The sequence below is a fragment of the Paenibacillus sp. FSL R7-0312 genome (assembly GCF_038004445.1).
Lineage (GTDB): Bacteria > Bacillota > Bacilli > Paenibacillales > Paenibacillaceae > Paenibacillus_AQ.
On sequence record NZ_JBBORE010000001.1, the window covers coordinates 6,094,734 to 6,117,821 of the forward strand.

The 23,088-nt window shown below is 50.2% G+C and carries 18 protein-coding genes; 8 read left to right on the forward strand and 10 right to left on the reverse strand.

What is annotated here, in order from left to right:
• Nucleotides 1-258: 258 nt before the first annotated feature.
• A complete protein-coding gene (locus tag MKX70_RS26835; RefSeq protein ID WP_340841214.1) occupies nt 259-2,082 on the reverse strand; it encodes a family 43 glycosylhydrolase in 1,824 nt (607 codons plus the stop codon).
• Nucleotides 2,083-2,306: 224 nt separating this feature from the next.
• On the opposite strand from MKX70_RS26835, the gene MKX70_RS26840 reads away from it, so the two are divergent.
• Nucleotides 2,307-3,452, forward strand: coding sequence for a glycosyl hydrolase family 8 (locus tag MKX70_RS26840; RefSeq protein ID WP_042235152.1), 1,146 nt, complete (start codon nt 2,307-2,309; stop codon nt 3,450-3,452).
• A 278-nt stretch (nt 3,453-3,730) separates the two neighbouring features.
• Here the strand turns inward: MKX70_RS26840 and MKX70_RS26845 are convergent, their stop codons facing one another.
• The 5 genes from MKX70_RS26845 to MKX70_RS26865 all read right to left on the reverse strand — a co-directional run bounded on the left by MKX70_RS26845 (nt 3,731) and on the right by MKX70_RS26865 (nt 10,768).
• Nucleotides 3,731-5,359 carry a response regulator gene (locus tag MKX70_RS26845; protein ID WP_042235150.1) on the reverse strand — a complete coding sequence of 543 codons (1,629 nt, stop codon included), beginning with the start codon at nt 5,357-5,359 and terminating at the stop codon, nt 3,731-3,733.
• A complete protein-coding gene (locus MKX70_RS26850; protein ID WP_340841215.1) occupies nt 5,337-7,103 on the reverse strand; it encodes a sensor histidine kinase in 1,767 nt (588 codons plus the stop codon). Before MKX70_RS26850 ends, MKX70_RS26845 begins: the two co-directional genes overlap by 23 nt.
• A gap of 83 nt (nt 7,104-7,186) precedes the next feature.
• On the reverse strand, nt 7,187-8,008 hold the full coding sequence (locus MKX70_RS26855; RefSeq protein ID WP_445323719.1) for a carbohydrate ABC transporter permease: 822 nt from the start codon (nt 8,006-8,008) through the stop codon (nt 7,187-7,189).
• Between the two features lie 113 nt (nt 8,009-8,121).
• The gene (locus MKX70_RS26860; RefSeq protein ID WP_042235145.1) at nt 8,122-9,021 is read right to left on the reverse strand and encodes an ABC transporter permease; all 900 of its coding nucleotides are present in this window, start codon (nt 9,019-9,021) and stop codon (nt 8,122-8,124) included.
• 19 nt (nt 9,022-9,040) lie between these two features.
• Complete coding sequence (locus tag MKX70_RS26865) at nt 9,041-10,768, reverse strand: extracellular solute-binding protein (RefSeq protein WP_340841217.1); 1,728 nt, start codon at nt 10,766-10,768, stop codon at nt 9,041-9,043.
• A gap of 783 nt (nt 10,769-11,551) precedes the next feature.
• Between MKX70_RS26865 and MKX70_RS26870 the strand changes: the two genes are divergently transcribed.
• Both MKX70_RS26870 and MKX70_RS26875 read left to right on the forward strand, forming a co-directional pair.
• Nucleotides 11,552-11,716, forward strand: coding sequence for a hypothetical protein (locus tag MKX70_RS26870; RefSeq protein WP_156123096.1), 165 nt, complete (start codon nt 11,552-11,554; stop codon nt 11,714-11,716).
• Nucleotides 11,717-11,745: 29 nt separating this feature from the next.
• The gene (locus tag MKX70_RS26875; RefSeq protein WP_042235141.1) at nt 11,746-12,510 is read left to right on the forward strand and encodes an AraC family transcriptional regulator; all 765 of its coding nucleotides are present in this window, start codon (nt 11,746-11,748) and stop codon (nt 12,508-12,510) included.
• Between the two features lie 26 nt (nt 12,511-12,536).
• Here the strand turns inward: MKX70_RS26875 and MKX70_RS26880 are convergent, their stop codons facing one another.
• From MKX70_RS26880 to MKX70_RS26890, 3 genes are all read right to left on the reverse strand, one after another.
• Nucleotides 12,537-14,060: a carboxylesterase/lipase family protein gene (locus tag MKX70_RS26880; protein ID WP_042235139.1), complete on the reverse strand. Its 1,524-nt coding sequence runs from the start codon at nt 14,058-14,060 to the stop codon at nt 12,537-12,539.
• Nucleotides 14,061-14,203: 143 nt separating this feature from the next.
• Nucleotides 14,204-15,697, reverse strand: a complete 1,494-nt coding sequence (locus MKX70_RS26885) for a WG repeat-containing protein (protein ID WP_340841218.1) — start codon at nt 15,695-15,697, stop codon at nt 14,204-14,206.
• A 106-nt stretch (nt 15,698-15,803) separates the two neighbouring features.
• On the reverse strand, nt 15,804-17,102 hold the full coding sequence (locus MKX70_RS26890; RefSeq protein WP_340841219.1) for an adenylosuccinate synthase: 1,299 nt from the start codon (nt 17,100-17,102) through the stop codon (nt 15,804-15,806).
• A gap of 108 nt (nt 17,103-17,210) precedes the next feature.
• Here MKX70_RS26890 and MKX70_RS26895 point away from each other — a divergent pair, with 108 nt between their 5' ends.
• The 4 genes from MKX70_RS26895 (at nt 17,211) to MKX70_RS26910 (ending at nt 22,111) form a co-directional block, all read left to right on the forward strand.
• Entirely contained in the window at nt 17,211-18,101 is an 891-nt protein-coding gene (locus MKX70_RS26895; RefSeq protein WP_039306225.1) for a LysR family transcriptional regulator, read from the forward strand.
• Between the two features lie 215 nt (nt 18,102-18,316).
• Complete coding sequence (locus MKX70_RS26900; protein ID WP_340841698.1) at nt 18,317-20,020, forward strand: methyl-accepting chemotaxis protein; 1,704 nt, start codon at nt 18,317-18,319, stop codon at nt 20,018-20,020.
• An 88-nt stretch (nt 20,021-20,108) separates the two neighbouring features.
• The gene (locus MKX70_RS26905) at nt 20,109-20,675 is read left to right on the forward strand and encodes a helix-turn-helix domain-containing protein (protein ID WP_042135880.1); all 567 of its coding nucleotides are present in this window, start codon (nt 20,109-20,111) and stop codon (nt 20,673-20,675) included.
• A 224-nt stretch (nt 20,676-20,899) separates the two neighbouring features.
• Nucleotides 20,900-22,111 (forward strand): CynX/NimT family MFS transporter, encoded by a 1,212-nt coding sequence (locus tag MKX70_RS26910; protein ID WP_340841220.1) that lies wholly within the window; start codon nt 20,900-20,902, stop codon nt 22,109-22,111.
• 131 nt (nt 22,112-22,242) lie between these two features.
• Here the strand turns inward: MKX70_RS26910 and MKX70_RS26915 are convergent, their stop codons facing one another.
• Complete coding sequence (locus MKX70_RS26915) at nt 22,243-22,617, reverse strand: hypothetical protein (RefSeq protein ID WP_076244342.1); 375 nt, start codon at nt 22,615-22,617, stop codon at nt 22,243-22,245.
• 120 nt (nt 22,618-22,737) lie between these two features.
• On the opposite strand from MKX70_RS26915, the gene MKX70_RS26920 reads away from it, so the two are divergent.
• A complete protein-coding gene (locus MKX70_RS26920; RefSeq protein ID WP_042135878.1) occupies nt 22,738-23,088 on the forward strand; it encodes a hypothetical protein in 351 nt (116 codons plus the stop codon).

Below are 23,088 nucleotides of genomic sequence, written 5' to 3' on the forward strand. Positions count from 1 at the left end.
CCTAGTTGTTATATAGAATAAGATGCACTTAAGTTGTGAACTTGAAGCTTCGTCGTCACTGCGGTGAACTTTGGACTTCCGGCCGCTGTTGTCCCCAGATTTCTTGATTTGAACCGCTGTTCGCGGTGGAAATCCGGTGACAGCTTATGCTTACGAGGTAGCTTTCCTGCGGAAAGCTTTCAGGCGGACGCTACCGCTCTTACAGTTCCAAAATTCTCCTCCGCTTCTTTTGCTTTTTGTTTATTTCTTTAGTACCTCTTATATAGATTGCACCGTCACCTGTATAACGCAATCGGCGTAATCCGGGTGTACATCTCGTTCATTGGCTACATCGAGTAGCGGCCTACCCTCGCTGTTAAAATGGACTCTGTGCATCGCCGAGCATCTCGTCCCATGCTTCACCAGCTGCTCTTCCCCGTGATACAGGACTAGCACCGTGCCGTCAACATCCTGGAAGAACGAGTTGTGTCCGGGACCGTAGATCTCTTCCAGTGAGTAGTAAGACAATGCAGGGGTACCGGCTTTGCTCCATGCCCCGGCATCCAGATAATCGCCGCCTCGTGGAATGCTTAACCATCCCACCGCATAGGTATACCCCGTTGCAGCTCCGCCGGAATAAGCAATGTACACGGTATCATCCGTAATCAGCGGATAAGGTCCTTCGTTATTGATCGTGCCCTGAACATTCTCCCAGCCCAGCAGCGGACGCGAGAGCAGCACCGGCTCGCTGGTTAATACCGCCGGGTCCGCTTCATTAACGGTTGCGATATACAGCATGGAGCCGGTGTCCAGCGGCGTTCCGATTCCTTTGCGGTATGACCAGACGACACAGGAAGTCTCATCTGCCTTGAAATAAGTCATATCCAGCGTAATGCCGTTTTCCGTCAAAGGAGTACCGTCCATCCGTCTCACCCGGACTGGAGTGCTCCAATCGGCGGCATTCATAATGTCGCCGCCCTGGTTCAGCTTCATGAGATGGCACTGCGGCCCCCATACTTTGCCGCCTACGGCGAACAGAATGTACAACTCGCCGCCGATGAGATGAAATTCCGGTGCCCAGAAGGTCTGGATGAAATTCAGCTCCTCATTCAGATCCAGAATAACGGCTTCTTGGAAGCCAGGGGCGAATAAGCCCAGCAAGGTATCTGCCACGCGGACATAGATGCCGATATCACCAACATTATCATTGGTGGCAAGGAAATAATACCTGCCGTTCCAAGGGAGGATTACCGGGTCGGCATAGCCGCTTGCCAAGGGGAACGGAAGGTCGTGCGTGACTACCTTACCATGCACGGTATAGGTTCCGGGCACCGTAAAGTCAATACCTTCGGTATCCCAGGCTACCTGCTTGTCTGCCGTGGAGCCGTCAGAGTACACTGCGGTGGCTCTCACCGTTATCAATTCGTCGGCAGAGCGGACACTGACCTGCTCTGCCACGCGGATACCGGTGTTATGCACCGGGGTCCAGGCCCTCTGTACTCTATGGCCGATGGCATAATCCACCGTAATCTCATTCCCCGGACGGGTTCCGGGCAGCGGTTGAGCCGACCGCTCTACCGCAATGGGTTCCGCAGGTTCCGGCGGCGAAATAAGCTCGGGCTTTCGCAGGTCGGCCAGCCGGTTCACATACCAGCGGCCATCGTTATCCTGCCAGCGAATCTCGTATTGTCCTCTGGTGCTGTCGAATCCGCAGACGGCTTCTTGGACGTACCTCTCCCTGTCCAAGGGCACAAGGCCCTGATACTCGAAGGTGATCAGATCCGGCGAAGTCCACAGTAGAATCTGCCCTCTGCTCTCTTCGTCTTCCTCCCCCAAGGCATCTACTCTTACCGCTACAATGCCGAAAGCACCGCCGGATGTGGGGAATACATAGGGATTTTTAAGTCCTTTATCATGAATCACATCGTCCTCATCCACGGTAGCCATGGCGAATAATAGGCCATAGTTCCGGTTCAAGGGCTGAAATTCGCCAGAGTCATCTGCACAGGCAAGATGAACGCTGTTGCTTAGAGACGCCGTGTAATCCTGGTTCGGCAATCGTGTATAGACTGTAAGCTTCATAGGACCCTGCACCTTATTCATAAGAATATCACCCTTACCTTCATGTTCACCTTATAGCATGTCCCTATCAGTATAGAGAAGCCGCTTAAGCGAAGTCCATGACATATAGACACCTAAGATTGATCTATTCTTAGATTATGGGAAGGCCGCCGGAATCCTCTATAAATTTTAAGGAAAACGCTTTAATCTCTATATCTCCGGTTGTGTTATACTTTGGGCAAATATGATCTACCTGGAGGATGATTATGAGTACTACCACAGAAGGCTCCTTTTATACGCAAAAATACAGAAACCTGTTCCTTGAGAACGGCCTGTCGTCCGAGGCCATTGCGCAGAGACTTGAAGATACCTGGAACGAGCTTTTCTATGGCGCTCCCGGGGTCCGAATCTACCATCCTATGGGTGACGATAAGGGATATATCGTAGATACCGGCAATACCGATGTGCGTACCGAAGGCATGTCCTATGGGATGATGATGGCAGTTCAAATGGATAAAAGGGAGGAATTCGACCGGCTCTGGAAGTTCGCCAAGGTCTATATGCAGCATACGGAAGGCCGCTATAAGGATTATTTCGCCTGGCACTGCAAGCTGGACGGCACGCGGCTGTCTCCCGGTCCGGCACCGGACGGTGAAGAGTTCTTCGCCATGGCGCTGTTCTTTGCGTCGGCGCGCTGGGGCGACGGCGCCGAGCCGTTCAACTATTCTGAGCAGGCCAGAATCATTCTACGCGCCTGTGTGCACAAAGGCGAAGACGGAGAAGGCGATCCCATGTGGGATCCTGCAACCCGGCTGATTAAGTTCATTCCCGAGACCCCTTTCAGCGACCCTTCCTACCATTTGCCGCATTTCTATGACCTATTCGCTCTCCAGGCGGATGAGGCGGACCGGGCATTCTGGAAGGACGCGGCAGCCAAAAGCAGAGCCTATCTGCATAAAGCCTGCCATCCCGAAACCGGTCTGTCGCCGGAATACGCTAATTATGACGGGACTCCGGCTGAACCCCAGCCGCATGGGGACTTCCGCCATTTCTTCAGCGATGCGTACCGGGTCGCCGCCAATATCGGGCTAGACTATGAATGGTTCCGCTGTGACCCTTGGCAGGTCGGGCAGTCTAACCGGATTCAGGCGTTCTTCCGGGACATAGAGCCTGCGGATTACCGGCGTTATACTATTGACGGACAGCCGTTTGACGAGCCTTCCCTCCATCCCGTCGGCCTGCTGGCAACCCTGGCTATGGCCTCGCTTGCTGCCGATGGACCGGATGCCGGACCTTTCGTCAAGCGGTTCTGGAATACTCCGCTGCGCACCGGGGAGCGCAGGTATTATGACAATTGCCTGTACTTCTTCACTATGCTGGCGCTGAGCGGAAACTACCGGATTTATTTATAGTAGATTCCTATATAGCTGGAGCCGGGATAAAATCCATGGGGCTTACCGTGACTGCAGAGAATGTTTGACTTCCGGTCGCTGTTAGGTTCGTATTTCCTGATTTAAACTGCTGTTCGCAGTAGAAATACAAACCTAAAGGCGAACGCTATCGCTCCTACAGTTCAAACTTCTCTTCCGCCACTTCACCCTCATGGTATGTTATAAATCTCAAGCCATAATAGCTGCACACCAAAAATCGCTCCCCGGGAACATCCCGAAGGAGCGATTCTTTTATCCATTCAACCGCTGATCATATCCGTACGGTATTCCTGCGGCGTAGTTCCGGTCCACTTTTTGAACACCCGGGTGAAGGATTGCGGGGTCACATAACCGATTAACGAACCGACCTCCGCGACCTTCAGCTCCCCTCTCTTCAGCAGGTCCTTGGCCTGGCGGATTCGCATGTCTTCAATGTACTCGGACAGATTTATTCCGCGTTCCTGCTTGAACAGTCGGGACAGATAGGAGGGATTGAAATGGATCACATCCGAGAGCCGGACCAGCGACAGATCCTGGGTAAGATTCTCTTCGATATATAAGCAGATTGTATCAATGACCCCCGCTGCCCGCTTCTGCTCCCCGCTCTTCCTGACCGAGAACAGAAACTCTGCCGTATCCCGCAGATAACGGAACGCTTCTCCCAGAGTACGGTGGACCTCCAGCTGCATCAGACCGCTCACGCCTATCGCCTCATCGGCTTCCCAGCGGTTGATATACGACATCAGCATCAGGGCAATCGTGTAATACAGCTCGGTGAGATAAGGATTGCATCTTCCCCGGTCCTGCCCCGCCGGTCCGGCCATCTCCCCGAACAGCTGAAGGAACTCCTCCTTGCGGCCTGCCTCCAGATGCGCAGCCAAGGTATCCACCTTGTCCCGCAGGAACCGGTCACGGCCGGGGTCCGGCACAGCCGCCTCATTCAGGTTCACCCTCTGCACCATCCGTTCCCCGTCACCCGCGCGGTAATGCTGCACCTGTCTTGCCTTGTCGTACAGCATGGGAAGCCTGGCCCAATGCGACTCTTCTGCACTGAGGGTAATGGCAATCCCGACCTCCAGCGACTCCCGGCAGGCTTGTTGAATAAGCTCGAAGGTACCCTCCAGAAATTTGCCCAGTTGTTCAAAAGTCTCCGCCCTATCCAGATCCCTTGACTGCTCAGGCTGAATCAGCCAGATCAGGTCGCCGTACCGGTCGATGACCCCGAGGCTTACCGTCCGCTCCTTCAGCAGCTTCTCCGACAGGAACTTAACCGCAAGCGCTGTCTCCTGGCGGTCGGAATAGGTCCGGGAGGACTCAGGATCACTTATGCTGCCCAGTGCGATCAGCATAGGCTTTGAAGCATCCAGCGGAATCTGCAGCCGACTGAAGTCCTCCGCCACCTCCTGATCCATTTTGACACTGTGAATCAGATGGCGGAAGTAATCTCCCTGAGCCAAGGTCTCCAGCGTGTTAAGCTGCTCTTTGGACTGACGGATCAGATCATTGACCTGCATCGTGTCCTTCAGCTCCAGAAGCGCACGTTTGACCGCCTCAATCAGCTTCGGATAACCTTCATTCTTGAGCACATATTGAACTCCCGGAGCCTGTATCGCCTGATAGACGTAATTGAAGTCGCTGTGTCCAGTCAGGAACACGATTTTGCACTGTGGCCAGCTCTTGCGAATATGCTCCATCAGCTCCAGCCCGTCCATTTCAGGCATACATATATCGGACAGAACGATATCCACCCGGGTGCGGTGTAACAGATCCAGCGCCTCCTGGCCCGAATAAGCCTTGTAGATGTCCAGACCCAGGTCCATTTTGCCAAAAATAACCGCCAGGCCATCGGTAATAATCTCTTCATCGTCAACGATCATCAGCCTGTACACCCGTATGCTCACCTCCAGCTCTAAGAAGGATGGTCACCCTTAGTCCGCCCAGTGCACTCCGCTCAGCGAGCAAGCCGCTCTCTTCCCCGAAGGTAATGCGAAGGCGCCGGTGAATGTTCACCAGTCCGGTCGTCTCTGCCTGCTCCTGACACACCTTAAGGGAATCATTCAATTGTGCCAGCGTCTCATCTGTGAGCCGGTCTCCGTTGTCTTCCACGATCACACGGATTTCAGAGCCCTCTTGCTCAAAGCGGACAATGATCAAGCCCTTTGCCGCTTTCTTTTCCAGACTATGCTTGAACGCGTTCTCCACAATCGGCTGGACAATCAACCGGGGAACGGACACCCGCTTCAGCTCCTCGGACAGGGGATCGAAGCGGACCCCGATCCGCCGGGAGAAGCGCATGGCTTGAATTTCTGTATACATCCGCGCATGATGAATCTCCTGTTCCATGGTGACCAGATCGGAAGCGTTCCGGGTCACAAATTGGAAGTATTCGCCGAGCATGGTCGTAAGCTGTTCGATCCGCTCGGTGTCGCCGGTCTTGGCCATGGTATTCAGAATGAAGAAGCTGTTATAGAGAAAATGCGGATTAATCTGTGACTGCAGCTGCTTCAGCTCTGCCCGCTGCGCCATGATGGTCTGCTTATACACCTGATCGATCAAGGACTGCAGATTGCTTACCATCTGATTGAAGCGGCTGTACAAATACCGGAATTCATCCCTCGATTCATGCTTAATATGAATATCCAGATCTCCCTGCTCCATTCTCCTGAAGCTCTTCACCAGCGTCAGCATGGGCTTATGAATGAACTTGTAGGTGGACAGCGCAAAGGCAATGATGATGGCAAGCGCAGCTACGGCAAATACCCAGGCCCAGGTGTAGAATTTGCTTAGCGGGGTCTTGATGATGCCTTCCGGGATCATCCGGTAGATGGACAAGCCCAGCTCCTGGGATCCCGCCTGGACAATATAATAAGGTGCCCCTGCAATCCTTAGTCGCTCCCCGGAGGCAACTGAGCGGATCTTGGGGGAGTACTGGGAAGGGTCCGACTGGGCCAGATCTCCCGTTACACTGGACAGTGCAAAGCTTGCACGGTCTGAGAGCAGCAGCGTACCACTGCCCGGATAGGTGTTGAATTGGCCCAGCGCCGCCCGCAGCTCCTGGGTGTCCAGCTCGATCTCAACTGTCAAAAGCGGCTCTGCCCCCTTGATGCCCCGCTGCTTCATCGCACTAAGATACAAGCCTCCCTCCCATTCAATCACCTGGGACCCGCGGTCTCCGAAGACCGAACGAATCTCGCGGAAGCGCTTCAGCTCGATCTCACGTACGCCGCCAACGGACGAGACGGTTCTGCCTATAGTCATGATATGAACCCTTACGTCCTTAATATACGTACTGCTGTTCTGCACGATGAACAACCGCTTCATCAGCGAATTCAGGTTCTCCGTACGGTCAATGGTCGGCAGCGTCTCCCAGGTCAGCGCCAGCTTGTTCAGATCCTCATCCTCCAGCAGGCTGTATTGCAGCAATTTCATCCGCTCGATCTCATTCTCCATATCACTCAGATAGAATACCGTCTGGGCACTGGCTGAGCTTCTAATGTCCGCACTTGCGGTTTGCACAATCCATTGATACAAATAGACGGCAAAGATAAGAATAGGCAGCATAATCAGCAGAAAGGTCACAATCATCCGCAGAAAGATCGTATTGCGCAGTGAGAAATCCTTTTGGAACAACAATGCCCAGGCCTCCAAGAATCATTTTCCACCATTATAGCCTGAATTCCGGGAGATCCGCAGGCTGCTGCATAACTTCACTGAGGTCAGCCTTTGACACTGCCGAGTACAATCCCCTTCACGAAATACTTCTGCAGGAACGGATACGCCAGGATAATCGGCAGGGAGCCGAGGAAGATCTGGGAGGATTTGAGCGTCCGGTCCGAGATCAGCGCCAGGTCCAGCATCGCGTCACGTGACATGTTCGACAGATTCTGCTGGATGACAATCGTCTGAATATAGCTCTGGAGCGGATAATTGGCCGGATTCCCCATTAGCAGCAAGCCGTCAAACCAGCTATTCCAGTGCTCGACCATCGAGAATAAGGCAAGTGTAGCGAGCGCAGGCTTGGAAATGGGTACAAAGATGGACCACACGGTCCGAAAATGGCCTGCCCCGTCTATGAGCGCCGCTTCTTCAAGCTCCTTCGGAATCTCCCGGAAGAAGTTCAGCAGCAGCACCACACTGAACACCGGAACCGCACCGGGCAGCACAAGCGCCCAGATCGAGTCTAGCAAGCCGTACTCTTTAATGGTCGTATACCAGGGAATCAGTCCCCCGTTGAACAGCATGGTAACGAAAAAAGCCCAGGCATACACGCTGCGGAACCGCAGGGCATGTGATTCTTTGGATAATGGATACGCCACCAGAATGGTCAAAAGCAGATTCAGCGGAGTTCCGATGCCGATTCGGGTCAGGGAGACAAGCATCGACTGCCAGAATTCAGTACGGCTCATCGTATACATATAGGAGGCCCGTGTGAAGTCTACCGGCCAGAGCCTGACATACCCTGCGGAAGCCGCTGCACTTGAGCTGAAGGATACCGCTACAATATGAATCAGAGGCAATATACACAGCAGTGAAACCATGATTAGAACGGCTGCATTCAACACCGCAATCCAGTCCAGGCGTTTCTTGGGGCGAATGGGAGTCCATTCCGCCTGCTTAGGCGTAAGCCGTTGCTCCATGGGTACTCCCTCCTCTAAAAGATCCGGTATTTGGCAAAACGGTAAGCCAGGAAATAGGAGCTGGAAATTAAGGTGAGCGAGATGATTGATTTAAAGAAGCCGACAGCGGTCGCCACTCCATACTGTGCATCCAGCAGACCGATCCGGTAGACAAAGGTGTCCAGGATATCCCCGCTCTCATAGACCTGCGGACTGTACAGATTAAAGACCTGATCGAATCCCGCATTCAGCAGCTGTCCCAGACTGAGCACCGACAGCAGAACGATAACCATGCGTATACCCGGAATGGTAATATGCCAGGTTTTGTGCCAGCGGTTAGCTCCGTCAATGGTAGCTGCTTCATACAATCCGGGATCAATCCCCGTAATCGCCGCCAGATACACAATGGTGCCGTAACCGAAGTTCTTCCAGACATCCGAAGTGATCAGCGTGAAGGGGAACCAGTCATTGTCGCCCAGGAAGAAGATCTTGGAGACGCCGAACCACCCGAGAAATTCATTAACGATCCCGCCCGAAGGGGACAGAATATCAATCAATATCCCCCCAAGCACGACCCAGGACAGAAAATACGGCAGATAGATCGCGGTCTGCACGGACCTTTTGATCCAATTACTGGTCAGCTCGTTCAGCAGTATTGCGAATACAAGCGGAATAATCAGACCCAGAATCAGCTTGAGACTCGAAATAAACAGCGTATTCCACAAGACCTGCGTGAAGCTCGGCAGATTCATCACATATTCGAAGTTATCCAGGCCGATCCACTTCTGATCTCCGAACAGCCCCTTGGCCGGAATGAACTTCTGGAAGGCAATCATGACACCGGCCATGGGCACATAAGAGAACAGGATAATCATCACCAGACCCGGCACAAGCATCAAATGAAGCGGCAGTTCTTTTCGCAGCTTTGCTCTCATCGTTATCCTCCGGGGCACATCATTTCTTAGTCGATTCGTACCATTCATTGACCTCTTGCGTAATCTGATCCCCGCCCAGCTTCTGCCAATCCTTCACAAACTGGTCGAACTTGTCGATAGGATCACCTAAAATAATTTTGACGAATATTTCATTCTGCTGCTTTTCAAGCGTCGTTTTGCGCTCGACCATGGTCGGTGTCGGAGCGCCGACGAACTTCTCCTGCAGGAACTGGTCATTCTTGATGTACTGGTCAGCTATTCCCATGGAACCTTGCTCGCCATAGATCCGCTCCCAGCCCCATAGAGAGAAGCCCTCCGTTGAACCTGAAGCATAGGACTCCAGCTTGCCCTGGATCGTCTTGGCTTCGCCTTTCAGGGTGGAGAAATCACCGGCCTTGCGGGCAGCATCAATTTCACGGAAGGCGTCCACATTCTTCGTTACCGGATACGGTGTAACTGCAGACAGCTGCCAGACACTCTCCGCTTCCGGCGGTGCATAGTACTTGTCGAATTCGGCCGTCTCGCCCCAGTTCTTCTCCACATGCAGATTGAACATTTTGATTACAGCTTCAGGGTGCGGAGCTCCCTTCTTGACCGCGAAGAAGCGAGTGGTGCTGAATTTAAGCGGCACCTTCGGCGTATCGCCCGATTCCGAGACAATCGGGAAGGCCTGCCATTGCGCCTTGGGATCATTGTCACGATTAAGCTGCAGCGGCCAGATGGAATTCCATTGCTCCCCGTACTCCATCCCGATCTTGCCTGCGGAGATCAGCTCAGAGACCTTGCCGCCGTCCTTGACCCCGAACTCCTGGTCGAGCTGTCCCTTCTTGGCCATATCCTGGAGCACCTGGAGCGCTTGCTTCACTTCAGGCTGAATGCTGCCATAGACCAGCTTGCCGCTGCCGTCATCCACCCAGATATTCGGGTAAGCATTGTACCCGGCCATGAAGCCTTCCAGCCCCATTGCCCCTCCCCACAGATCCTTGGTGATGCCGAGGCCCATGGTATCCTTCTTGCCGTTCCCGTCCGGATCCTTCTCCACGAAGGCTTCGGAGATGGCAAGCACATCCGCCATGTTCTTCGGCGGCTGCAGTCCCAGCTTCTCCAGCCAATCGGTACGAATCCAGATGTACATCGACCGTTCAATGGAGGATTCCAGGCTCGGAATCGCCATCAGCTTCCCGTCGAAGGTCGCCGCGTCGAATACACTCGTCCCTTCCCCGGCGAGCACCTTTTTGGTGAACGGGGAGGCGTACTTTTCATATAGCGCCGTCATATCCTCAATCTGGTCTGAATCGGCCAATTGCTTGAGCTGTGTGGCGTTGACCGGAGTCACATCCGGCAAGTCGCCGGAGGCCAGGGTGACATTGATCTTCTGCAAATATTGATCCGAGGTCTGGCTGCCCTTCACAATCCAGTTATACTTGATCTTGATTCCGAGCTGATCCTCGTATAACTTGGTCCAGCGGTTGTTATCAATCGTCTCATCCTTCAGCACACCAAGCACGTTATTCTCTACCACATCGCTGAGGTCTCTGACGAACGATACTTCGATCGGAGGATCATATTTCCCGAGCGGGCTCTCATCGACGGATGCGCTTGCCTTCGGATCATTGCCGGCTGCCGCTTCCTTGCCGCCGTTACCGGATTCTAACTTGCCCGAGCAAGCGGACAACAGCAGTGCAGACAGGAGCAGTATTGAAGTGCTTTTCAGCCATACCGAACCATTCCTTGTACCTGTGTTCATAGTCAACCCCCAGTTCAAATAGTACAGATTTTATTTGGTTACGCTTTCATTATGGGGGAGGCATCTATTTATTGACAACGCTCACATTTTTACTTCACTTATCCGGCATTGACACAATACCTGATGCGGTACTTTAAACTCAATTTGCCCTCATCGCAATTGGCTTGGGTTTGGTGTCCGGCTCAAAAGTCCCTTTGACCGCCGGTTCGTCACAATCCTCCGCATCCCTGTGATAGATTTAACAAACGAGCCGAGAAGGTTCTGCTGTTCGATGCCTTCATTATGGGGGGCATTATCCAAAACCCTTGACGAAATAATATTATTATACTATTACTGAAACTATATTAAGCTTTGGAAGCTATAGGAAAGGTGAAACGGCAACAACATGCGAGCTTATTATTTGCCTAATTTATCGGAATTCCGTTTTTTCTGCTTTCCGCATTGCGTGGGAAACTACATCCGGCCGTACGACCATAACGTGAACCGGCCGAATGGAATCAGAGATTTCAGTTTGCATTATATCGCCAGTGGAAGCGGGGTGATGCTTTTCTTCATTTCCCGAACGACCGTATGCGTTATTACTGCTCCGAAGAGGACCAGTAGAATATATTCCAGATTCAGTTTAACGGTCATGCGTTCCCGGCTTACTTTCTGGAGAACCGGTATTCCGGGTCGTCAATCTGGATCCAGAAGTATGATTCTCTGCTGCAGTCGGCCTTTGAAGATTTATTTCATGAAATTGAACACTATAATTTCTTGCGCCCTTCCCGGAGCACCAATCATTTGGACAAAATAACCGAACTGTTGCCCGAGATGCACAAAAAAGCCCACCTTCCATTCGAGCTGGAATTGCGGGCCGGGAAGGCAGGGCTAACGCCCAATTATTTCTGGAGTCTGTTTAACAAAGCAACGAGAATCACGCCGGAGGAATTCCGCGAGATTCATTAAATCCGATACCCTGCCAGGAGGAGAACGTGATGGCTCTTATCCACTATGTTGAGTGCAATACTTCACACGCTGGTAATTTCGTTATTGATGTTCCCGTAGGTTCTCATTGGCTGCTTGTTATTACCAAGACTCCAGCAGAGTTCTGGGTACATGGCGGACTTAAGCTCTATCCCGCTCACAATGTAATCCTCTATCGTCCACAGCAAAAAGTCTATTACCGGGCCAGCGCCGGTCATTTCGTCAATGACTGGATCCGCTTCGAATCCAATGAACCCTATATTACGGAGTCTCCGCTTCCTTCGGGTGTGCCCTTTGCGTTAAATGACCCTGACTACTGCCAAAAGCTGCTTGAGCTGATGGTCAGCGAACACAATTTCGACCGGAATTGCAAAGAATCCTCCATCGATTATCTGCTCCGGACCTTGTTCAACAAACTGTGGGAATCCTATTTCCAGGATAATATTACACCTCAATACTACAAATTGCTGAAGCTGCGCACGGCTATTCAAGGCAACCCCGGAGACTACTGGACTGTTTCAAAAATGGCTGATTTTCTCTGCATTAGCCCAGGCTATCTCCAGAGCATTTACAAAAAAAGCTTCGGAATCTCCTGTATGGATGATGTCATCAGCAGCCGGATCCGCATGGCGAAGGAATACCTCATTTACAATGCCCAGAGCATTGCCGATGTGGCTTCACGGTGCGGATATCAGAATGTGGAACACTTCTGCCGGCAATTCAAGCAAATGACCGGGCTTACGCCGAGAAATTTCCAGAAGCAGGCCAAACGCTAGCATGGGAGACCTCCAATCAAACCGGTTTATTCGCAGTTCTTGAAATATTGCTGAACCAGGAAATCCATCATGGCCTCCGGTTGTTGTCTGGAAAACTCCGCCTTGTCTGCAAACAGCATCCCGTACGGCGCGTCCGGGGTATACGGTTCCCACCGGGGTAACTCCGCTCCTGTGGAGTCTGGGCCGTTCGGGTCTCCGGAACGGATGAAATGGGCCCAATAATTGCACATCTGCCGGGCCAAATCATAATGCTTGCCAACAAAAGGCCTCCAGCATTTGGCAAGCGTCTCGAAGAAGAACCAGAGATCCACAGAGTGGAAGGTGCCGGGATTATCCCAGCCCGGTATTTCAGCATCGAAATTATAATAGTAAAGCGGAGTTTCGCTGCCGGTGTCGGCATTGGCCCGCGCAGCAATGCGAATCGCATATTCTATTCCGCTAACCGAAGCTCTCTGTCTGGCTTCCTCTATTGGAACAGTCTGATCCCCGCAAAGCTCGAGAAATGTACCGGCATCCTCACCGAACATATCTGCGGCCAGCTTCTTGAGCTCGTCAAATGTTACGGCGCCAGGGGTGCTAAAGAACTCCGAGGAGGTATGGCCCAACATTACCGGCACCTTCAAGCGCTTGTTCTGAAGAAACAAATCGAACGGGTTGCCTGTTTGGAATCTCTGGTCTGCGACCGTGCCCCAGAATGCCCCGTACTCCACGGCCTTGTCCCGAAGATAGACCGCATCCAGTTGCCGGGCTTCTGCAAGCGAAGATACGCCCAGGTAATTGAAGAACCGGGTACCGTCATGCTCAGCCTCCTGCAGATCACTGCGGTGAGGAGGCAGCAGGGTTCCCGGATACAGCTTCGTGAAAATCCCGCTTTCAACAATCGCCCTCTGAAAAAGACCTTCGTTCTGGGGTGAAGTCAGCTGGCTCATGACACTCCCGCCGCCGGCAGACTGTCCGCCGATGGTGATATTGTCCGGATCGCCTCCGAATGCCGCAATATTGCGCTTCACCCAGCGGGTCGCTGCCTGTTGATCGAGGTTGCCAAAATTGGCTGGCGCCTCCGGCGCTTCCGCTGTTATTTCGGGATGGCAAAGAAATCCGAAAGCATTCAGACGGTAGTTGATTGTCACTACCACTATGCCTCTGCGTGCGATACGTTCGCCGTCAAATTCCATCTCAGCCGGATGGCCTACCTGCAGACCTCCGCCAAAATACCATACGAATACGGGAAGCTTCTCGCCCGGATGTTTAGCTGGAGTCCACACATTCAGGTACAGACAATCCTCGCTCATCGCAATGTCCGGTTCTACGGCCCATTCGCGGGTATAGATGTTATTATCATCCAGCTCTTGCCTTACCTGCATGGAGACCGGTGCGAACTGGTATGCATGCAGCACACCCTCCCAGTCTGCAGCCGGCTGTGGCGCCCGCCAGCGGTTGTCGCCTATAGGCGGAGCAGCGAAGGGTATCCCCTTGAAGCTTGTTATCCGGGGATCGGCTGCCGGCAGTCCCTGGACCGTCCCGTTTTCAACTTTTGCTATTCTAAGCATGTTCCCGACTCCTTTGTGAAGGTGAATGCGTTTTCAATAACTAACTTATACTACAAATTCTAATTTACCGCCCTATCGAAAACAATGATCTAAGCCAAATCATAATTGATGTATCCTAACATTCGAGTGGATCAGAGTTTATGCTATTTTGTACTCCAGACGATTCCCCCTGCTTTATTGATCAGATATGCGGATTGTTCATTGTTGATATCTTTGAACCCTTTGCCTGCTCCGGCTTTGAAATCCCGTACATATGAGAAAGAAGGCTTTACGATCACATCGCCCGCCACATTTTTGAAGCCGTACCCGCCGTCCTTATAAGAAATCATGCCATCGCCATACCCATTAATTTGATCGGCACCTGGAATGGCATTAATATTCCCATTAGCATCAACAAGCCGCTGTGTATAATCGTATTCTCCTCCGCTCAGCGTCAGCACAATATAACCGTCATGGAACTGCCCTACGAACCCATTACCAGTACTGAATTCAGGCTTCAGAATCAACTTTCCTTTGGTATCGAGGAGACCGCTTTTGCCGTTCAATGCCGCGGTAGCAACGCCTTCGGAGAACGAACTCGCAGAGTCATAGATTGGCTTGATTGCCCAATTCCCTTTAGTGTCGATAAAGCCGGTCCGGATGACGCTTTTACCGCCGCTTGTGGTACGTACAGTAACGAGCGCCAGACCATTCGAGAACGACTCGCTATTCTGCAGCCCGGATACGCCTGGTATAACTATTTTTCCACTGTGGTCGATGTACAAGGTTTTGCCTCCGGCTACCTTCGCGAGCCCATCCGAGAAATCATACACACGGCTGTAGATTGCCGGAATGACGATCTTGCCTGCACGGTTCATAAAGCCCATTTTCACTGAAAAGCCGCTGCTTCCCGTCTTGACCATATCCTTGAACCAGGCCAGCCCCTCATAGAACTGTCCCACTTGATAATGCGGCGTATCTAACACCAGTTCTCCTGCCCGGTTCATGAAACCAGCCGTATAGGCGGATGTCTTCACCGGAAGCAGTTCTTCATAACCAAAGTCATACACCGGAGTATTGGAAGTCCGTAGCTGCTCCTGCCCCTGATTATTAACAAATACCGTTTTGCCCTTATCCATGAAGTTGAACCAATACTGCTGCTCCAGCTGCTCCTGGGCATCGCCTGACACGGGACGAAGCTGAATCAGATTTGTCCCGGGAACTGTAGAGTGTCCTTGCCCGCCCATGGCTCCTGCCAGCGCCAGATCAATAAACCATGCACCGTTGTAGTTGCGGGGAATCTGCGCCATCAGCTGCGTTTTCGAACCGCCGTCATAATCGAGCAAAGCTGTTTTGGTGCCCAGCCGGACTACGGCTCTGTGCCCTTCCGCATTCTTAAGCACAATTTCCTTATTGCTTACGGACACAAAGGTATAGCCAAACCGCTCCGCTATCGGGCGCAGGGGCACCATAACCACTCCGTCAATCTCAATTGGCCCCTCCGGAAAAAATAAATGCTCGCCCTGGTCAAACACCTCCCAGCGGTCCGCATGGGCATATGCGCTGCCAAGCCCGAAGAAAGCGGCCAGTGCGAACAAACCCGCTGCCAAAACTGCCGCCAGCCGGTGATTCTGAATAAACGAACGATGTGAGTACATAGAATAAATCCCCCTGTGAAATGCTCCGAATGGATGATACTGGAATCTATTCTTTTAGACGCGAGTATTGTGAATTAGTTGCTGAGCTGCAATACTCCGGATTAGCCTACCCTCTATGCACCTGTGACTGGCGGAGGATAACCTGCTCCCGGTTCGGGCCGACAGATACCGTCGTAATCCCCACTCCCAGTTCTGATTCTATATAATCGATATAATCTCTTGCGGCTTCCGGTAAGTCTTCCAGCTTTGTAATCTGCGATATATCGCATTTCCAGCCCGGAAACTGTTTATATACGGGTTTGGCCAGGCTTAACTTATCCTGGTAAGGGAATTCGTCTACGACTTCCCCCCCGATCTCGTATCCCACACATACCGGAATCTCATCTAAATAACCCAGGACATCCAGGTTTGTAAGAGCTACGCTGGTTGCTCCCTGGATTCTGCAGCCATATCGCGTCGCGACCGCATCAAACCAGCCTACTCTCCTAGGCCGTCCTGTTACCGCTCCGTACTCACCGGCATCTCCACCCCGGCTTCGAAGCTCATCGCCTTTGCTGTCTTCCATTTCCACAACGAATGGCCCTGCGCCGACGCAACTGGAATAAGCCTTTGTTACCGCTACGATCTTCTCAATCGAATACGGCGGAAGCCCGGCCCCTACTGAAGCATATCCGGCAAGTGTAGAGGATGAAGTCGTGAAAGGATATATCCCATGGTCAGGATCTCTAAGCGCCCCAAGCTGTCCTTCCAGCAGAATCCCTTCTCCATTCCGATAGGCATGATGCAACAACGCTGTTGTATCGCACAGGTAAGGAGCGATAGCCTCTGCCTGCTCGCTTAACTTGGCTAACCACTCCTCTACCTGAATCGTTGACTGTCCATAAAGATGCCGGAGCAGTATATTTTTACTCTCCAACAGATTTTCCAAACGTTCACGAAGATAAGCCTTGTTGAATAAGCTGGAGATTTGAATTCCAAGCTTTGCATATTTATCGGAATAGAACGGGGCAATCCCGCGTTTCGTCGAACCGAAGCTGCGGCCTCCTAACCGGTTCTCTTCGAGCTCGTCCAGCAACCGGTGCACTGGCAGTACAATTTGGGCTCTCTCCGATATTCGTAATTGAGGGGCCGGGACTCCTCTAACGGTTAATGATTCCAGTTCATGCAGCAGCACTTCGATATCCACAGCCACTCCGGGGCCGATAACATTCACCACATTGGAATAGAAAACCCCGGAAGGAAGCATCCGCAGCGCGAATTTCCCGAAAGGATTAATTATCGTATGTCCTGCATTGCTTCCGCCTTGATATCTCACCACATAAGATGAAGCAGCTGCCATCATGTCCGTCACCTTCCCCTTGCCCTCATCTCCCCAATTTGCACCCACGATTGCTGTTACTGTCATATTCATAGCCTCCAATCCTAATTTGCTTACAAAACTAATGATAATCTAAGCAAAATATATTAGAATAATGCATATTAGTAATACTAGGTATAAAGAGAGGTAATATGAATGCCTATCAATTTGGAATGGTACCGAGTCTTTTATTGGATTGCCAGAACTGGCAGCTTATCGCGGGCAGCAGAGCATCTTCATATCACTCAACCGGCTGTCAGCCATACCATTAAACAGCTGGAGAACTCCCTTGGTGGACAGTTGTTCTTCCGCACTGCTAAAGGAGTCATCTTGACCAAGGAAGGCGAGGTACTGTTTCATTACCTGGAGCAGGCTTTCAATTTCGTAGATATCGGAGAAAAGGCCCTTGCAGAGATGAATAACTTGAACAGCGGAGAAATCGCAATCGGGGCAAGTGACACGTTGTGCAAATATTTCCTGTTACCGTATCTGGAGCAGTTTCATGCCCTGCACCCCCGGATCAGAATCCGGGTCACTAACCGGACGACACCAGAGACAATAACGCTGCTTAAGGAAGGAAAAATCGACTTCGGTATAGTCAGTCTGCCTGCATCTGACAAACAGGTCGAATTCTACGAGAGCCAACCGATCCAGGACAGTCTTGTCGGAGGAAAGGACTTTCAGAATTTGGCGGCAGAAGGCCCGCTTGCCATCGAAGCCCTCCATCACTATCCTCTGCTGATCCTGGAGCCGGGAAGCAGCACAAGACGTTATCTGGATCATTATGCCGCTTCATGTGGAGTAAAGCTGGAGCCTGAATTCGAGCTGGGAAGCGTGGATCTTCTCGTGCAATTCGCCAGCAGCGGATTTGGTCTTGCTTTTGTCGTGCGGAATTACATCACCGAGGAGCTGAAGTCCGGTAAGCTCTTTGAAATCCCTTTGAAGCCACCGATTCCTGAACGGCGGATCGGAATTGCGACGCTGCGGGGAGTACCTCTATCGTCGGCGACCCGGGCTTTCTTAGAGCTATTACCTAGAATGACCTGAATACGTTCAGGCAAATCGGGTAGGCAATCATAATCCAATCTTCCACTCCGTGTCTCCCTTTGTTACGCAGGAAATTACATTAAATTTGTATGATTATAATTTTCATATCTTCAATTAATGCCAAAAGCTGTCGATATACATTTGACACCTATTTTTGCGCAGCATATTGAGGAGTGGGAAACATGAAAGACACACAGAGAAACCTGTTGGGGAGCATGAAGTTGACGATTCGCATGAAATTATTGATGGGATTTCTGGTTGTGGTTGCACTGCTCGCCTTCGTAAGCACCTATGCCTTAAATCAGATCTATGTAATGTCCGAAACCTCCGAGGAAATCGATCAGGAGTGGATGCCGAGCGTCAGCTTACTTGGCATGATGAATGGTGACATTTCAGATGTGGAGCGGCTGGCTCTTGCCGTCATCGTTGAGACGGATCTGAGTGAAATTGCGAAGATGAATGAAGCTTTGGAGCAGCTCAAAGTCAAAATTGAGGATGAGCGCAAACAGCTGTTTACCCTCATTGAGGGCAGTGACGAAGCGATGGTAATGTATGATGCCTTCAGCACCAACTATGATGCCTATATGGCGAAAATGCCTGCCTTTATCGAATTTGGGTTAGCTAACAACTTTGAGGATGCCAGCAGGCTGCATACAGAGGCTTACCCGTTATGGTATACAGCCAATGACACACTCGCTCAGTTAATTGCCATGGGCAGTGATTTATCGGGACAGGCTACAAAAGATTCACTGTCAGAGGCCAATCGTGCATTCATTATCATTTTGGCGGTGACGATTATTTCCTTCCTGATTGCCTTATTTATAGCCTTCTTCATTGCAGCCATGATATCAAGACCCATTCAGAAAATGAATGCTTCGGCGTTGCTTATAGCGAACGGGGATCTAACCGGTGAAACCATCACACTTAAAAACAAGGATGAGCTCGGTACATTGGCTGCCTCCTTCAATACCATGACTGGTAACTTGCGGGCGATGATTCAATCCGTCTCCATGACTTCCGAGCAGGTAGCCGCTTCTTCGGAAGAATTGCTGGCGAGTGCAGAGCAAAATACGAAAGCCTCCGAGCAAATCTCCGAAACCGTCGAGGAACTAGCCTCTGGTACTTCTAATCAGGTGAAGATGGTGAATAATTCTTCACAGGCAATGAGCGAGATGGCCGATGGTTCGGAGCAGATCGCCCTCCTTGCCCAGAGCGTATCCGTACTCGCTGTAGATGCCGCGAATCAATCGGCTGAAGGCAACAAGGTCATCCGGCAGGCAGTGGACCAAATGGGCTCCGTGCGTACTTCTATATCCTCATTGACTGAGCTGGTTACCGGTCTGGGGGAACGCTCTGCTGAGATTGGCAGTATTACCGGGGTAATTAATACTATCGCAAGTCAGACCAATCTGCTCGCATTGAATGCGGCTATCGAGGCTGCGCGTGCAGGGGAACACGGCCGGGGCTTCGCTGTTGTAGCCGGAGAAGTACGTAAACTAGCCGAGGAATCCTCGAAATCCGCGCAAAAAATTACCGATCTTGTCCAGCTGATTCAGAATGATACGAACCATGCAATCCTGGCTGTGAAGGTAAACAGCAATGAAACCGAAGCCGGAATTGAGATTGTTACAGCGGCTGGAGAAGCATTCGAGCATATCTACGAAGCCGTGAACAGGGTCGCTGATGACATTCAGGGAGTAACTGCCGGTTCAGAAGAAATGTCAGCCAGCGCAGATGAAGTGGTCGGATATATAAGCCAGATCTCCAGCATTGCCGGGGAAGCATCCGGCGGGGTTCATAATGTATCTGCTGCAACCGAGGAACAGCTCGCTTCCATGGAAGAGATTGCAGCGTCGGCAGAATTCCTCTCTAAGATGGCAGAAGAATTGCAGGGACAGATCAACAAATTTAAAGTGTAGATAGTCACCATCAAATACTGCTCGTATGGAAAAGAGTCAGAATAAACAATATACTAGCTATACAGTTATTTGTTGAGGTGAATATCCAATGGATGAAATCGATGAATCAAAACAACTTGTATTACAAATCGGCAGTGCCTTGAAAAGGTACAGAAAAGAAAAAAACATGAGTCTGGAGGATTTAGCAGAATCAACGGGCGTAAGCAAACTTACTCTGGGTAATATCGAACGCGGAGAGACCAATCCGACTCTGGCGATGATATGGAAAATTTCAAAGGGCATCTCATTACCGCTGTTGGCTTTGTTCAAATCAGAGGACCCTGTCAGCTTGTACCGGGCAGGCGAAGGGCTCCGGTTTTCGAATGACAATAAGAATTGGAGCATAGAGCCCGTCTTCAAAAATGCCAGCAACGATATTGAAATGTGCCGGGCTTATTTAAACCCTAATAGTTCGTACCATCCTGAAGGTCATCATGTAAATACAACTGAAATTGCAACAGTAATGACGGGTTCTATTGAAATTCAGGTCAATGGAGAGCGTTACACCTTGAATCAATATGATACAATCAGTTTTCGTGCAGATAGTCCTCACTCTTATACCAATAATACGAATAGCGAAACAGTACTCCATATAGCCTTGAAATATGGTTTCTAAAATTCAAAGCCCCACTACAATATGCAACTCTGTATTCCATTTATATATGGGAACGCAGCGTTGCATTTTTGTTTTTAACGAATGTAATAATTTTAAATATTCAGGCATTAAATTCCTTAAAATCGTTAATTATAAAATACTTATTGTCAATTTTAATATATTATATTATACTTTCGTTGTCCGCGCGGATATTATACTATACTGTTCTGGTAGGAGAATGAAGAATGCCGAATAAAAAAAATTCACCATCATCTATTGGGCTGCTAATACTCGGCATTATCATTATTGCAGCTAATTTACGTGCTCCCTTAACCTCAGTCGGTCCTTTAGTAAGCCTTATAAGGGATGACGTTCATATTTCCAATACTTTAGCGGGCCTCTTAACAACGGTACCTCTGCTTACCTTTGCTTTATTATCGCCTCTAGTCCCAAAACTGGGACGGAAGCATGGAGTAGAACTTTTAATCTTGATTGCCCTGATCTTTTTGACTGTTGGTATTGGAGTACGTTCTTTATCTGGCGCTGTAAATCTGTATATTGGAACAGCAATTCTCGGATTCGCCATTGCGGTTTGTAATGTATTATTACCGAGTCTAATCAAACGTAATTTTCCTCACAAAATCGGTTCCATGACTGGTATTTTTGCAATTTCAATGAGTTTATCCGGAGCCGTCGCATCGGGAATCAGTGTACCGCTAGCCGCGGATGCTGGTTTCAAATGGCAGGGGTCCTTGGGAATATGGGGAATCCTAAGCTTCATATCGATTCTTTGCTGGTTACCTCAAATGAGAAATCATACGAAGCAAACAACCCTGACGGGCCAACAGCAGGCTGGCAATGATGTGAATGTCTGGCGTTCACCTCTTGCGTGGCAAGTGACGCTGTTTATGGGTACGCAGTCCATGATTTTCTATGTACTGATCGCTTGGTTGCCTGAAATTCTACAACAGCAAGGCATTGACTTAAACCAATCAGGATGGTATCTCTCAATTATGCAATTAGCGCTGCTTCCCTTTACCTTTATTGTCCCTGTTATAGCCGGGCGTATGTCAAACCAGCGTTCCCTGGTGGTCCTCACAACCATTTTACTTTTGACAGGAACGCTAGGAATGCTTTATGGAAGCTCCAATATCATTTTGTTGTGGATTATAATACTCGGAATTGGCGGAGGCTTCGCCTTTAGCTTATCCATGATGTTTTTCGGGTTACGTACTCATAACGCGCATCAGGCAGCAGAACTGTCAGGCATGGCCCAATCGGTCGGATACTTACTTGCCGCAATCGGCCCTGCCCTTATCGGTTATCTGCATGATGCCACAAACAGCTGGAACCTGCCGCTCTTCATTCTGCTTGGAGTTTCAGTCCTACTCTTCATAGTCGGCATAGGAGCAGCAAGTAACCGTTTTGTAGGCAGCAAGTCAAGTCAACGTGGTTAATGGCGGCCACAAGGATGTACAGCACGTAGAACATTAGCTCAAAAAAACAGCGGCAGTCAAGGATATTATTACATCCATGGCTGCCGCTAAATATGCTTTGTAGCTGGTAATCATTGCTTTATCACTCATAGCTACCCAATCCAAACTCCAACCTTATCTTTTTCATGAAGTGCTACCTTTATCATTTCCAGCGCATTTCTTATTCTGAATTCAATAAAGTCTTTAATATAGTCAGTGTGTTGGCTTATAATATCTAAATTATCTAGCAAAATGAGGAATTCACTTTTCAGCTTTTCTATCTCCTCATTAAATACATAAATATCTGTATCTTTTAAAGAATGTACTAATTCACACCCAAGTTCACTAATTAATTCATTTCCCCAGAGCGTTTTTCTGCATGACTCGAAACCAAATAAATCATTGTGTGGTGCTGGTACCTGAGCTTCCAGGAGATTAGTATCTATTAATATACCTCTTTTTTCAATTAAACTAACTGTCAAACTCATCTAGTCCACCCTTTCAGTGAGTTCACTTCACAACGTTCGGCTGTCACTGCTTCCTGATCTCCTGTTTCTGAAGTTAACGCGTAAAATATTTGGTAATCACTCTCAATAATAGACAAGTGGGTGGATGAAATTTCAAAAAAAACCTTCATCTTGATTGTATTCATCATTATATTTCAAGGGTGTTCGCTTAAGGATAACACTACCGAATATCCCGTACTTCCCTACCCACCAGTTATTGTATGGAATAACAAAGCCTACGTAGTTACTGATGACACAATCGCAGCAGAGCGGATAGGCAAAGAAATCGGAACTGTAAAAAGGTACATCGACCCGGACAAATCCTTGCCGGAGCAGGATGGCGATTCAACCATTGCCCCGAAGGGGAGTCCATTTTATGAAGTTGAGGGCCAGGACGAGGCTTCCGTTATCGCTGTCCAGATTGAAGGAGAGTATAGAAAAGCTTTCAGATAA

Coding starts and splice junctions, on each gene's coding strand:
- MKX70_RS26835 (WP_340841214.1), bottom strand. CDS start 2,082: ATGAATAAGGTGCAGGGTCCTATGAAGCTTACAGTCTATACACGATTG.
- MKX70_RS26840 (WP_042235152.1), top strand. CDS start 2,307: ATGAGTACTACCACAGAAGGCTCCTTTTATACGCAAAAATACAGAAAC.
- MKX70_RS26875 (WP_042235141.1), top strand. CDS start 11,746: ATGGCTCTTATCCACTATGTTGAGTGCAATACTTCACACGCTGGTAAT.
- MKX70_RS26900 (WP_340841698.1), top strand. CDS start 18,317: ATGAAGTTGACGATTCGCATGAAATTATTGATGGGATTTCTGGTTGTG.
- MKX70_RS26880 (WP_042235139.1), bottom strand. CDS start 14,060: ATGCTTAGAATAGCAAAAGTTGAAAACGGGACGGTCCAGGGACTGCCG.
- MKX70_RS26895 (WP_039306225.1), top strand. CDS start 17,211: ATGCCTATCAATTTGGAATGGTACCGAGTCTTTTATTGGATTGCCAGA.
- MKX70_RS26860 (WP_042235145.1), bottom strand. CDS start 9,021: ATGAGAGCAAAGCTGCGAAAAGAACTGCCGCTTCATTTGATGCTTGTG.
- MKX70_RS26915 (WP_076244342.1), bottom strand. CDS start 22,617: ATGAGTTTGACAGTTAGTTTAATTGAAAAAAGAGGTATATTAATAGAT.
- MKX70_RS26885 (WP_340841218.1), bottom strand. CDS start 15,697: ATGTACTCACATCGTTCGTTTATTCAGAATCACCGGCTGGCGGCAGTT.
- MKX70_RS26910 (WP_340841220.1), top strand. CDS start 20,900: ATGCCGAATAAAAAAAATTCACCATCATCTATTGGGCTGCTAATACTC.
- MKX70_RS26890 (WP_340841219.1), bottom strand. CDS start 17,102: ATGACAGTAACAGCAATCGTGGGTGCAAATTGGGGAGATGAGGGCAAG.
- MKX70_RS26865 (WP_340841217.1), bottom strand. CDS start 10,768: ATGAACACAGGTACAAGGAATGGTTCGGTATGGCTGAAAAGCACTTCA.
- MKX70_RS26855 (WP_445323719.1), bottom strand. CDS start 8,008: ATGGTTTCACTGCTGTGTATATTGCCTCTGATTCATATTGTAGCGGTA.
- MKX70_RS26905 (WP_042135880.1), top strand. CDS start 20,109: ATGGATGAAATCGATGAATCAAAACAACTTGTATTACAAATCGGCAGT.